This window comes from Anaerotruncus sp. AF02-27, assembly GCF_003465835.1.
Taxonomy (GTDB): Bacteria; Bacillota; Clostridia; order Oscillospirales; family Ruminococcaceae; genus Anaerotruncus; species Anaerotruncus rubiinfantis.
The window spans coordinates 42194-55620 of record NZ_QSBX01000003.1 but is presented as its reverse complement, the minus strand read 5'-3'; the positions used below and the strand labels follow the sequence as shown (position 1 = coordinate 55620).

Genomic DNA, 13427 nt, shown 5'->3' with positions numbered 1-13427 from the left:
TTTCATATATGGGTGAATAATGTTTGACCGTATTTTGCGGGGCGTTCAGGCTTTTGCTTTCTCGCGGAAGATGATCTGCTCCATGATGACCACCAGGATGATGACCATGATGACCGGGTTCTTGAAAAGGGTGCCGACCAGCCGCGGGACGGTTGCGAAGAAAGTCTCGGGCAAAAAGTTGAGCCCAAACGCAAGGAACACCGAAAATCCGACGATGAAAATTTCCCTCGTCTCAAACTTGGGACCTTTGGCCCAGTTGTCCGCGCCGATGCCAATGAGGGTGCAGGCGACGCCCAGCAGCACCGCGCCCGCGACCGCTTCCGGCATTGCCGCCATCAGCCCGCCGACATTTCCAAAGAAGGAGAGCACGATGAATGCGATGCTCGCCACGATCAGGAAAAAGCGGGAGGCCACCCTGGTCAGCAGCACGAAGCCGAGGTTTTCGCCGTAGGAAGTGTTGCTAGGAACCCCGAAGATCGAGGCCACAACCCCTTCCACCAGCCCAAAGGCGGTGAAATAGCGGCGCTCGTCCTTGGGCTCCATTTTACGGCCGATGATTCCCGTATAACCCTGCACATTGCCATAGAGGTTGATGGCCGAGAAGATGTTGACGATCACCATCGTGATGATGAGGTCAACCGGCGGCATGCTCAAGCCGTAGGGGAAAATCTGCGGAAGGGTAAAGGTGGGCATCGACGAGACAAGCGCCCAGTCGAATTTTCCCATTGCGATGAACACCACATAGCCGAGCACGATTGTGATGAGCACCGGGATCGAAGCGATCATCCCCTTGCCGCGCAGCGACAGATAGCCGCAGATGAGCGCGAGCAGGATACCGATGAAGAAGGGAGCAGTCGCGTTCTGGCTGGCGATCAGCCCGACTCCGGTGGTGCTGGTGGTGAGTCCCACCATCATGATCATCGCGCCGGACACAAGCGGCGTCCAGACGCTGCCAATCTTGCTGATGAGCCCCGTGGCCCCCAGAATGGCGACGATGATACCCGCGATGATATAGGCGTTGAAAGACTGTAACGCATACTCTTTGCCGCCCACCGAGAAAGCCGCAACGATGGCAAGCGACGGGATGATGTTCGGTCCGCAGACCATCGAGAGCTTGTGACCTGCGCAAACCTGGACGAGGGTGGAAATTCCGATGATGAAGACGACGCGCACCATATACATGCCCATCTCTTCCCCTGTCATGCCGAGGCCCTTGCCTACAACCGAGTAACCCCACACGACCGGGTAGAACATGATCATGATCCACTGCAGCGAATAGATGATCGCGTCCTTGGTTGAGCGCGGCTTCTCCTCCGGCTCGTAGACAAGCTGGATTGTGCTTTGGGTTTTTACCATGATTTTCCTCCTCTCACATGCCTGATGTAAATAATTCTGTAATCATATTTTAACAAATCGGTAATAATTGACCATTTCTGCTCCAGATAAAAAAAGATCCATTCCTTATCCTGATCAGATAAATTACAGATTTATTATAAAAATATTATCCACATTTTGTAATTTATTTATCTATATTCATGACAAATCTACAAAAATACACTTTCCCCGGACGCAAAGCGCCCGTGAAAAGTGTATCCATAAATTTCCTATTCCTGCCGCATTTCTGCAGCCGCTTTCATCAAGATTCCTGTCCCCCAAGCCGTCCTTTCCAGCGCAGGCTGTTCAGCCGGTAAAGCCTGAGCGCGATCAGCAGCCGAACCCGCTTGCTCGTCCCGTCCAGCTCCTCCCCTAGGATCTGTTCGATACGGCTTCTGCGGTACGCAAGCGTTTTGGGATGCAGGAACATCCGCTTTGCGATGGCCGTATCGCTGTCCCCGGTAAGCAGCTCCTCCAGCGTCAGCAGGAGTTGTTTTTTCTTGCGCCGGTCATAGGCGATCAGCGCGCCCAGTTCCCCCTCTACAAACTCCACCAGCTCCTCGTCAAGCGGCAGATGCGAAAGCAGCGATTCCACCGCCAGGTTTTCATAGAGATAAACCCCGCCGCGGCCGAAGATCTGCGCCCCGATATCCAGCGCTTTCTGCGCTTCCAGAAAACCCGCATTGATCCGGCCCGCCTTTTTGGCGCGGCGCCCGATACCAACGCTCAGGGGAATGTCCGGCATCATCCGGCTGATTTCGGCCAGGAGCTTTTGATAGAGGCCTGCCAGAGCCGCCGGGCCATGCTGTTCCGAAAAATATAGATGCACCATGCAGCCCTGCATTTTCGTGATAACCGGCCACACGCCCCGCGTTCCCACCGCCTCCTCAAGCGCCTGAGTGACTGCATGAGCAAGCAGGTCGTAGGATTCCCCCTGCAGCCGTCCGGCGCGCAGGACACAGACGGTGCACGGGCTGGCAAGGTCGACGCCGAGCGAACTGATATACTCCATGTTTTTCGGGGAGAGAACCATCCGGCCCAGGAGCAGGTCATTGAGTGATTCCTCCCGCTTCTGGATGTGCGCCCGCAGTGAAATCTGAAAAAGGATCATGATGATCGACGGAATCGCCGAGTCGATCAGTTCAAGATCCGCGCGGCTGACCGTCCTGCGCCAAAGGTTCAAGGTGATCACCGCATAGAGCCGGCCGTCAAAGGTCACCTGTTTTTCATAACTGACGGAGCCGGGCACGCCTGGTTTGACCGATCGCCCCGCGGACTGCGCGAGCACCCTCCCTTCGGGGCTTTTGATCACCACTTCCCCGCCGCACCAGCCGGCAAGCGCCTGGGCGACCTCTTCAAGCGTTCCGCCCCCCACCGCAATCTCCTGCAGGCGTTTTGACAGGTCTCCCGATGTTTTGATTTCAACATAGTCCTCTTCGATGATATGCGAAAACGCCTCGAGGATCACACGGTCGAACTGGACGTTTGAGGGCAGGGAGATAACCGGAAAATCCAGACGGTCCGCAATTTCAAGGACCGGCGCCGGCAGGCACTTGATAAAACGGCTGAGCTTGATTGCCAGGCCGCTGACATTTTTCCGGCAAAGCTGTTCGATCAGTGTGCCCAACGCGGAAGGGTCGTCCTTAAACGGATAAGCCGTGGTCAGGATCAGCTCATTTTCCGTTACCCAGTTGGAGATGTCCGGTACCTCCATCACATTTACAAGATGTACTTCCCGGCTCAGCCCGCGGTGGCCAGCGAGCACCTCCGCGCCCGCAAAGCATTCCAGCGTCAAAATCCGGCTCATGTCAAATCCCATGCTTCTCTCCTCCCTCCAATTTCGATTATACAGGATCCTGGATACAAAGCAACTCGTATTTTGCCTGCTTTTTAAAGCGCGGGCCTGTTCCCCCCCTCGTAAATCTCCTCCCATCAGCCGCTTGAACCCCCGCAAAGCGCACCAATTCAAAAGGCCCGGGGACCGCTTCACAGCGGTTCCCCGGGCCTTTTGCTTTTTAAATATCCCGTGGGGGCCGGATCAATAGATCATTTCCCCGGGCTCTTCGATGAAGAGCTGCAGCTTCGCGTAGAGATCCTCCAGCACGAAACGGCTGTCAATCCGGCGGTAAACCCGGATCATATGCTCGCTTTTCGAGGGCTGATAGGTCATATCCGGCGCTATATGCGGCGCTGGAACCAGATCGTAATCGTTCGGATGCTCATTGAGCATCAGCCCAACGACCGGCGAGTCACCCAGATACCAGCATTCGCCGGTGCGCAGCGAACTGCGTTTGCCAAAATAGGTCTGTCCCCATTCGACCATCTGGGTGAACAGGTAATCCCCAATCGCCCCATTCGGCTTCACCCGCACCCGCAGTTCGGCCAGTGATACCAGCATCTGCTGATAAACATCCTCCGGCACCTGCCACAGGTCAAGCCCCGCGTCCATCACCACATTTGCGGCATGCAGGTCGTTTTTGAGGTTGTACTCCATACCGCCCTTCGGATAACGTCCGCCGCCGATCCAGATGGCGGTGAAGCGCCCCACAATCTCGGGACAGAGCAGGCAGGCGCTTGCAAGGTCGGTCAGCGGGCCCAGCACGGTGACATAAAGCGGTCTGGCGTCCTCCCGCAGCGCTTCTTCGATGATGAGCCGCGCGCCTTCCGAAGGGACCGGCGTCTGTTCGTCCGGCAGGGCGTGCTCCGCGCCTTTGCGCAGGATCTGTGGTTCCAACCCCATCAGCCCAAAGAGCTTTTCCACTTCGTGATAGCTGTCCAGCATGCTCGCGGCGGATTTCTCCTGCCCAAAATGGGCGGCGACGATCCCGCGGTTGTCGAACCGCGGGCTCAGGAGGGTCTGCACAATGGCATATTGGTCATCCGCCTCATTTTTGGCGTCGGTGCTGGTGATGACACGGATCATTTTTTCCGGGGGCACGGGAAAACCCGACTGTTTATAAATCATGGTCCTTCCTCACTTTCCCGGCTTAATAGATCAGATTGACAAAGAAGAGCGACAGCGGCTCCACAAAGATGAGCAGCAGCAGGCAGATGATTGCCATGATATAGAACGGGATCGCCTCTATGACAAAGTCCTTGATCTTGCACTTTGTAATACCGCAGGTCACAAACATGACCGTGCCGAGCGGCGGAGACAGGCAGCCGATGCCGAGGTTAAAGGCAAAGGCAATCGCAAAGTGGATTGGGTCGATGCCCATCGAAACCGCGATCGGCGCGAGCAGCGGGACCAGAATCAGCTGGATGGCCGTGCCTTCCATGAACATGCCCATGATAAGCAGCAGGAAGTTGACGATCAGCATGAATACATATTTGTTGGAGATGGCGCCCAGGACCACATTCGCCAAAAACTGCGGGACTCCTTCCTTGGTCAGAACCCATCCGAACGAGGACGCCGTGCTGACGATGAGCAGGATGCCCGCCGTGGTGATGACCGTCTCCTTCATAACCTTGAAAATGATCCTGGCATTCAGCTCCCGGTAAACAATTCCCAGGATGAACGAATAGAGGATTGCCACCGAACCGGCTTCGGTCGCGGTGCAGATGCCGCAGCGGATGCTTCCGATGATGATGACCGGCATACATAACGGAGCGGCCGCTTTCTTGAACGCCTCCCAAAACGCACCCTTCGGCAGCGGCTCGGTCGCGGGGGGCTGGTAGCCGCGCTTTTTGGAAATGATGGTCACGAGAATCATCATCGAAAGGCACAGGAGCAGCCCGGGGCTGATTCCCGCCACAAACAGCTTTCCAATCGAGATGTTCGCAAGCGAACCATAGATGATAAGCCCGATCGAGGGCGGGATGAGCGGCGTGATGATCGAAGAGGTCGCCGTGACGACCGAAGAAAACGCATTCGAAAATCCCGCCTTTTCCATCTCCGGAACGAGCATTTTGGCTTCCATCGCGGCGTCCGCCAGGTTCGAGCCGGACATGCCGCCCATCAGGGTGGAAAGCAGGACGTTCACCTGCGCAAGGCCGCCGTACATCCTGCGGGTGAGCACCACGCAGAAGTCCATGACCCGTTTGGTGATACCGGAATAGTTCATGACAATACCGGCGCAGACAAAAAATGGAATCGCCAAAAGCGGGATGCTCTCCACCCCTGAGATCATCCGCTGCGCGATGATCTGGGTCGGCACGGTCGTATTCATGGCAAAATAGAACGCCACGCCCGAGATGATCGAAGCGAAGACCGGGACGCTGAGCAGGAGCAGGGTCAGCATGATCACAAGGCAGCCAACAACGATATTCATGTGTCCTCCTCCTCATCCGAGAATATCTGCGGCGCAAACCGCATGCCCGCGAAATTGATCAGCATCAGCAGGCAGGAGATCGGCATGGCCGAATAGATTGCCGCGCTGGGGATTTTCAGGGTGTCCGTACGGCGGTTCACCGCAAGCATCTGTAAGAAGAGCTTGTAACCATTGAACAGTAAAAACAGCAATACCACCGTCACAGCAATATAGACAAACCAGGTGATTGCCTTACGCTGCTTCGGGCCCATCATATCCACAAAGACGTCCACCGACACGTGGCCGCCGTTGCGGATGGCCGCGCTCGCTCCAAAAAACAGGATCCATACGAAGCAGGCCAGCTGGACCTCCTCCACCCAGACAAGCGGGGAGTTCAGGAAATAACGGAACAGCACACCTGCAAAGGTGATGAGGATCAGAACTGTCGCCGCGGCAATCGCGATGAAAAGATCGATGTTTAAAATAGCCTTTAGAATCTTAACCTTTTGCGTCTTCATTTGTTCACCTTCTTATGGCAGGATGTGTTGGCTGGTCTCACAGCCGGCGGCAGCACTCCGGGGCTCCGGAGTACTGCCACCGTGGTATTCGGTTATTCTTTAGCCATTGATGATCCCCATGACAGTGTCATAAAGGCCCGGGCTCACGGTTTTTGCAATTTCCGAGGACTGGAACAGTTCCTTCATCGGCGCCAGGAATTCGGCTTTCTCTGCGTCGGTGAGCTCGATGATTTCAACGCCTTCTGCCTTGAATTTCTCGATCATCTCCGCATCCGAGGCCAGCGCGAGGTCATTGTTGAAAAGGCCGGCTTCTTCAGCGGTCTCACAGAGCCACTGCTGCTGCTCCGGTGTGAGGGAGTTATAGAAGGTGGTGCCGCAGAACCAGGTGGTGGTGGCCTTCGAATGGCCGTCCAGGGTCAGGTATTTCGCAACTTCCTGATATTTTCCGTTATACAGGACCGAAAGCGGATTCTCCAGCGCGTCGATGACGCCCTGCTGCAGAGCGGTGTAAACCTCGCCCAGGTTCATCGAAACCGAGCTCGCGTCCATCAGCTGGAACGCAACCACATGCATATTGGCGGTTGGGACGCGGATCTTGAGGCCCTTCATATCAGCCAACGAACGAACCGGTTTGGTTGAGAGGATATGACGTTCGCCATAGATCCAGTTGGCGGCCAGGATTTTCAGGCCGACCTTTTCTTCGAGCTGTTTGGACTGCTCTGCAAACCAGTCGGAATCGACCAGTTTCCAGACCTGATCCCAGGTGTCAAACACGCCGTACGCAACCGAGATCGAGAAATCCGGCACGCCGCGGTCGGCAAACATGCCGCCGTCGCCCAGCGTGATGACCGAGTCGCCCGCGATCATCTGGTCAACCAGATCGTTTTTGCTGCCGAGCTGGCTGGAGGGATAGAGTTCCACCTTCATGGTGCCGCCGCTTCTCTCTTCGAGCAGGCGTTTCCACTCGTTGGCCGCGAGGTCGATCGTTTCACCGGGATTGTTCTCGTAGCCGATCGAAAGGGTCACTTCCGGGGCGGCCGGGGCCGCTTCGGAGGATGCAGCCGGAGCTGCCGGTGCGGCCGGAGCCGCGCTGCTGGAAGGCGCAGCGTCCGAGCCGCCGCATCCCGCGATCAGGGTTACCAACATCAATGCTGACAATAAAATGGCAAGCGTTTTTTTCATTGTGTTCTTCTCCTTCTCTTATATGGTTCTGTTTCTATCTCATCTGCCGCGCAGCGAGAAGCCGTTTCAATGCCGCCCTATGCCCGATGGCGGTAGACCTGGACGCCAAGATAATTTTCGAGCGCCTCCTGCAGGATGTCCGCCACATGCCCGCGCACAAAGCAGACATGATGCTCGAATCCGTTCTTGCAGATGTATTTCATAAGCTCCTGCAGGCCCGGCACATGGCAATTTGCAAGGCCGCCCTTGGTCGGCAACGGTTCGCCGGTGAAGTCCCCTTCCCCGACATATGCCTTCGCAATCCCCTGCTGATCATCGGTGGTGATCCGCAGGTAGGTCATCGGACCGGGCGCGACCTGTGCCTTGCAGGCGCCGAAGCACCGGTCTTTTCCAAGCGTGTTGCCCAGCACGTCCAGACATTCGATCTCCATCTCCTCGTTTTGGAAAAAGGATTTCGGGAAATTCGAGCAGTGCAGCGAAATACAGCGGTCGCGTTCCTCGCGGACATTGTTGTTCCAATCCATAAGCGCCGGGGCCCTCCCCGCCGCGAGATAGGCCGCCAGCATGCTCACAGCGCCGGTCACATCGCTTTCACAGGCGCTCGGCCTGCCCGCTTCGCCCATCATGCTCATCGCAAGGCAGGTGGCGCAGCCGTAGTTGTTTTCCACGCTGTCCCAGCACTGTACGGTGCTCGCCTGGCAGTCGAGCGAAGCGACACGCGCCTCAATCGCAAGGCAGAGCTTTGCCTGCCGGGTAATCTTTTCATTCGCAATGGAGTCCGGGATTTTCCCATAGGCGCGGATCGCGGCTTCCTTTTCCCGAACCGCTTCGCCGTCCGGCCAGTTGATCGCGTCAAAGAGGATCTCCGACATGTCCACCGTCTGCACGCTCACGCCAAGCCGCTGCAGGATTTTTTCGGAGAACCGCACCGTGTTAAACGCCACCGGCCTTGCGCCGAGCATGGCGATGCGCGAACCTCTCAAGCCGGTCACAACCCGGCAGACTGCCGCGAAACGTTCCAGGTCCTCCCGGAAAGCGGGGCTGTCAATTTTGCAGGTGTGGGTGGTGGTTTCGGTATAGCGGATGCCACGCTGGTAGAGGTTGTTGCAAAGCGAAATCTTTCCGCAGAAAGCGTCCCGGCGGTTGGCCATGTCGAGCTTGTCAAAATCGTCGTCGCATGCCTGCACCAGTACTGGAACGCCGAGCCCTGCCAGGTCGATCGCCTCCGCCACGCCGAGCTCCTCTCCAAAATTCGGCAGCACCGCGATGATACCGCTGATTTCGTCCGCGTGCTTTTTGAAGAGCGAGGCACAGGTTTTTGCCTCTTCATAAGTGAGCACCGCGCCGAGGTGGGTGTCCTGCTCGGAAACCATCACATACCCGTAGCCAAGGTCGTCGAGCAATTGCGTGATCTGCGCGCGCGCCGTCTGCACCAGGTGCGACGGAAAAAAACCGCGCGTCGTCACAATCACGCCGAACGTCTGTTTTTTCATCTTGCCTTCTCCTTCTTACTTACCGATTGATCAGGCTTACCGCCTGTTTCCAGCCCGCATAGAGCCGGTCACTTTCCGTTCTTTCGATCTGTGGGGTCCGCGCCGTGAACTGCCGCCTTGCAAAGAGCGCCTCCCGGTCCGCCGCGCCGCAGCCGATCGCCGCGCCATACGCCGCGCCAGCGGCGGAAAGCTCCTCAACCGCGTTCACCTCGAGCGGTATCTGCAAAAGATCCGCCTGGAACTGCATCAGGAAACGATCCCGCGTCGGTCCCCCGTCCACCCGCAGCACCGAAAGCGGCTGCGCAATCGCCTGGTTGATCGTTTCGACCACATCACGGATCTGGTAAGCGATGCTTTCCTCCGCCGCGCGCACGATCTGCGCCTTCCCCGTGGAGGTGTTCATTCCCACAATCGCCGCGCGCGCCCGGTCATTGAAGTACGGCGCGCCCAGCCCGGAAAAGGCCGGAACCAGATAGACGCCGCCCGACGATCCGGCGGACGCGGCCAATTCGCCCGCCTGTTTCCCGCTTTCCAGCAGGCCCACGTCCTTCTCAAGCCATTTGATGACCGCGCCGGTATAGTTGATGTTCCCCTCGAGCACATAGTCAACCTGGCCGCCCATTCCCCAGGCAAGGCTGACCGCTATCCCCTTCCCCGCCTTCGGACGGGCGCTCCCCGCATTCATCATGACCGAAGATCCGGTCCCATAGGTGGCTTTTGCCGTGAACGGGGCGGTGCATCCATTTGCGAAGAGCGCCGCATGCGAATCCCCAAGCATGCAGTGGACGGGGATCTTTCCAGGGAACAGCCCGCCGAAATCGGATTCTCCAAACAGGCTGTCGCTCTGGCAGATTTCCGGCAGGCAGCCGGGATCAATCCCAAAAGCCTTTGCCAAATCCGTGTCCCAGGAGCGTGTATCAATATTGAGCAGCTGGGTGCGGCTCGCATTGGAATAATCGGTTTTATGTACGCCCGTGAGCTTAAAAAGCAGCCAGCTGTCCACTGTACCGCAGCAGAGCCTGCCCTGCCGCATCAGCCCGGCCGCCTCCGGCACGTGCCGCATGATCCAGCCGAACTTCGCCGCACTGTAATACGGAGAAAGCGGGATGCCGGTACGTCCCAGCACATCCCCTTCCAACCCGGCTTCCCGAACGTCCCACACAATGTCCGTGGCTCGCGCGCACTGCCAGACGATGGCGTCACAGACCGGCCTGCCGGTTTGCCGGTCCCAGCAGACCGCGGTTTCGCGCTGGTTGCTGATGCCCGCGGCTGCAACCTCCCGGGGCTGCACGCCCGCGCGTTCCAGCACCAGGCTGGAAACCCGCAGCACATTTGCATAGATCTCCTCCGGGTCGTGTCCAATCCAGCCTTCCGGGCTCACAATCTGCCGGTGCGCCAGATCTTCCCGCGCAACCAGTTGGCCAGACACATTCCAAAGGGTCCCTTTGGTGCTGGAAGTGCTTTGGTCGATCGAAAGGATGTAACTCATCCGCGCGCGCCTCCCCGGGCCAGTTTCATTGCTTCAGCCGCAATATTCTCCGGTGTGAAACCGTAGTGCCGGAACAGTTCGGCGCTGCTTCCAACCTCATACTGCTCGTCCGGAAAGCCCATGATCTTCACCGGCACGGGGGAATACTCCGCCGCAGCGTGGGCGACCGCCTCCCCGAGTCCACCGAAGATGCTGTGTTCCTCCAGCGTAAGAATTCCTGCGGTTTCGCGGGCCGCGCCGGCCACCGCCTGTTCGTCAACCGGCTTAACGGTGAACATATCGAGTACCCGGGCCGAAACGCCCTGTGTCTTTAAGAGACGCGCGGCTTCCTTTGCAATATACACCATCTCACCGCAGGCGATGATGGTCACATCACTGCCGCCGCACACCAGTTTTGCCTTCCCGATTACAAAGCTCTCGTCCGCCTTGTAAATCTCTTCCACATCGCCGCGCCCCATCCGCATATAGGCCGGGCCTTCGGTCGCAGCCAGATATTGTGTGAGAAAACGGGTCTGCACCGCATCCGCCGGCGCAAACACCTTGATCTGCGGGAGGCTGCGCATCCCGGCGAAATCGTGCAACGCGGTATGGGTGCCGCCAAGCGGTCCATAACTCACCCCGGCGCTTACGCCAACCACCTTTACATCGCTGCGGTTATAGGCAATATCCACCTTGACCTGTTCATAGGAGCGCGCCGAAAGAAAGCAGGCCGGGCCGGTTACAAACACCCGTTTGCCGCAGCAGGCAAGCCCTGCCGATATCGCCACCGCGTTCTGTTCCGCGATGCCCACCTCCACAAACTGATCTGGAAGCGTCTCGGCAAATGCTCCGAGCGTCACGCTGCCGCGGGAATCGGTGGCAACCGCGTAGATTTTTCCATCCGCGCGCGCCGCATCGAGCAGCGCGCCTGTAAAAGCCTTGCGGCAGGATCCCTTCGCCATCTCACCGTTCCTCCATCTTTGAAAGCAGATCCTCCCGGATCCGCGTGTATTCCTCATCATTTGGAACCTTATGGTGCCAATCCGCCCGGTTTTCCATCACCGGGGAACCATAACCCTTAATGGTGCTGCAGATGACCGCTGTTGGCTGTTCCTGCGCGCGGATGCGCAAAGCCCTGCAAAGTTCGGCCTGGCAGTGGCCATTGCACTCCACCGCGTTCCAGCCAAACGCCCGGTAACGCTGCGCAAGATCATCAAGCGGCATCACATCTTCGGTGCAGCCTGAAATCTGCAGCCGGTTGCGGTCAACGACCGCAGTCAGATTCGACAGTTTGTATTTCGCCGCCGCCATGGCCGCCTCCCAGACCGAACCCTCCGCCTGTTCGCCATCCCCCATCAGGACATAGACCTGTGCGGGAATGCCGTCCCGTTTCAGCGCGAGCGCCATACCGGTCCCCGCCGAAAGTCCATGTCCGAGCGCGCCGGTTGCGAGCTCCACACCCGGAACCTTGCGGGTCGGATGCTGCGCCAGGCGGGTTTGAAACGCTGCGTAGGTATCGAGCTCCTCCTTCGGGAAAAATCCCCGGTCGGCCAACACGGCATAGAGCCCTTCCGCGCAGTGGCCTTTGCTGAGGATAAAGCGGTCGCGGTCGGGCGCGCCTGATTGGATTTTGGAAACATCCATCACCTCATAATAAAGGCTCACCAAAATATCCATGCAGGACATGCTGCCGCCAATATGGCCGCCTTTGGAACGGCGGACCATTTCGAGCACATCCAGCCTGCGCCGCCACGCGAGCTGCTCCAGCGATAGGCTCATTTGAACGCCTCCATTGCGTCAATTAAATTTCGTCATTAATTAACTTTATTTTTAATTAATAATTTAGCTATATTTTAGCACCGCTTTTGATTTTGGTCAATTGAATTCCAAATATTTTTTTAATTTTTGTTTATATTATCGCTATAATTTTAAATTTTTTATATATTTCATCCATATTATTTTAAGCAACTCAGCTTTACAAAGAGTTTTTTAATAAATAATTTAATAAATCGTTGACTAAAAATAAAGCTTATGATAGAATTAATTACCAGAGGCACAAGGTCGATAATTAAGGAAGTGTTGACAGATGGCAATTTTAGCCAAGGATATCGCCAATGCGTTAGGGATATCGCCCACCACAGTTTCAATGGTTTTCAACAATCACCCCGGCATCAGCGACGAAACCCGAGAAAAGGTTCTCAAGGCCGCAGCCGATATGGGCTATACCAAGCACCTTGAAAAATCCGCAGGCAGCCAGGTGAAGCATATCCAGCTCATCCTTTACAAGCGCCACGGAAACGTCGTCGCGGACACACCATTCTTCGCGATGCTCACCCAGGGGATTGACGCACAGGTTAAAAAACGGGGCTATCAGCTGCTCATCACCTACTTTTACCAGAATGAAAGCATCCCGGAGCAGATCCGCTCCCTCCAGGCCACCAACTGTGCGGGAATCATCCTGCTGGCCACCGAAATGCACACCGTCGACCTGCGGCCGTTCGAAAAGCTCTCCATCCCTATCGTGATCCTCGACAACTGTTTCCCCTTCAAAAACTATGACAGCATCCAGATCAATAATATCCAGGGCGCGCGGCTCGCCGTCCAGCACCTGATCGACTGCGGCCACACCGAAATCGGCTATTTGAGCTCGCGGGTGGAAATCCGCAATTTCCGCGAACGCATGGAGGGCTACCTCAAAGCGATCCGCACCATCTCAGTCCCCAACCATTCCAGTAAACGGATCATCAAAATTGCTCCCACCACCGAAGAGGCCTTCACCGACATGGAGGCCTATCTTTCCAGCACGTCCGGTCCCATGCCGACCGCATTCTTCGCGGACAACGACATCATCGCCGCAGCCTGCATGCGCGCCCTCAAACGGGCCGGTTACCGGATCCCGGAGGACATCTCGCTCGTCGGCTTTGACAATGTCCCGATCTGTGAAGCGCTCGATCCGCCGCTGAGCACGATCGATGTGCCCAAATCCACATTGGGCAAGCTCGCCGTCAACCAGCTTGTCAGCCTGATCAACGGCGAAACCGACGGCGTGACCACCAAAATAGAAGTCTCCACCGGGCTCGTTAAGCGTGACAGCGTTCGAACGCTGCATCCAGGAAAGCCCGCGGTCAGCGCGCGCGCATAG

At 57.0% G+C, this 13427-nt stretch carries 11 protein-coding genes; 1 reads left to right on the top strand and 10 read right to left on the bottom strand.

The features are described from left to right. Window positions 1–45 precede the first annotated feature (45 nt). The 10 genes from DWV16_RS04000 to DWV16_RS03955 all read right to left on the bottom strand — a co-directional run bounded on the left by DWV16_RS04000 (window position 46) and on the right by DWV16_RS03955 (window position 12064). Window positions 46–1356: a uracil-xanthine permease family protein gene (locus DWV16_RS04000; RefSeq protein WP_066452498.1), complete on the bottom strand. Its 1311-nt coding sequence runs from the start codon at window positions 1354–1356 to the stop codon at window positions 46–48. Window positions 1357–1636: 280 nt separating this feature from the next. Beyond that, window positions 1637–3193, bottom strand: a complete 1557-nt coding sequence (locus tag DWV16_RS03995) for a PucR family transcriptional regulator ligand-binding domain-containing protein (RefSeq protein WP_158572773.1) — start codon at window positions 3191–3193, stop codon at window positions 1637–1639. Window positions 3194–3412: 219 nt separating this feature from the next. Beyond that, window positions 3413–4339 (bottom strand): nucleoside hydrolase, encoded by a 927-nt coding sequence (locus DWV16_RS03990; RefSeq protein ID WP_118477873.1) that lies wholly within the window; start codon window positions 4337–4339, stop codon window positions 3413–3415. 22 nt (window positions 4340–4361) lie between these two features. Further along, the gene (locus DWV16_RS03985; protein WP_066452501.1) at window positions 4362–5645 is read right to left on the bottom strand and encodes a TRAP transporter large permease; all 1284 of its coding nucleotides are present in this window, start codon (window positions 5643–5645) and stop codon (window positions 4362–4364) included. Then, window positions 5642–6142, bottom strand: coding sequence for a TRAP transporter small permease (locus DWV16_RS03980; protein ID WP_118477872.1), 501 nt, complete (start codon window positions 6140–6142; stop codon window positions 5642–5644). The genes DWV16_RS03985 and DWV16_RS03980 overlap by 4 nt, the downstream gene beginning before the upstream one ends. 99 nt (window positions 6143–6241) lie before the next feature. Then, entirely contained in the window at window positions 6242–7324 is a 1083-nt protein-coding gene (locus tag DWV16_RS03975) for a C4-dicarboxylate TRAP transporter substrate-binding protein (RefSeq protein WP_118477871.1), read from the bottom strand. A 77-nt stretch (window positions 7325–7401) separates the two neighbouring features. After that, a complete protein-coding gene (locus tag DWV16_RS03970) occupies window positions 7402–8817 on the bottom strand; it encodes an L-fucose/L-arabinose isomerase family protein (protein ID WP_118477870.1) in 1416 nt (471 codons plus the stop codon). Between the two features lie 19 nt (window positions 8818–8836). Beyond that, window positions 8837–10306: a glycerol kinase gene (locus DWV16_RS03965; protein ID WP_118477869.1), complete on the bottom strand. Its 1470-nt coding sequence runs from the start codon at window positions 10304–10306 to the stop codon at window positions 8837–8839. After that, window positions 10303–11247, bottom strand: a complete 945-nt coding sequence (locus DWV16_RS03960) for a transketolase family protein (protein ID WP_118477868.1) — start codon at window positions 11245–11247, stop codon at window positions 10303–10305. Before DWV16_RS03960 ends, DWV16_RS03965 begins: the two co-directional genes overlap by 4 nt. Before the next feature lies 1 nt (window position 11248). Continuing rightward, on the bottom strand, window positions 11249–12064 hold the full coding sequence (locus DWV16_RS03955) for a transketolase (RefSeq protein ID WP_118477867.1): 816 nt from the start codon (window positions 12062–12064) through the stop codon (window positions 11249–11251). Window positions 12065–12371: 307 nt separating this feature from the next. Between DWV16_RS03955 and DWV16_RS03950 the strand changes: the two genes are divergently transcribed. Next, the gene (locus DWV16_RS03950; protein ID WP_118477866.1) at window positions 12372–13427 is read left to right on the top strand and encodes a LacI family DNA-binding transcriptional regulator; all 1056 of its coding nucleotides are present in this window, start codon (window positions 12372–12374) and stop codon (window positions 13425–13427) included.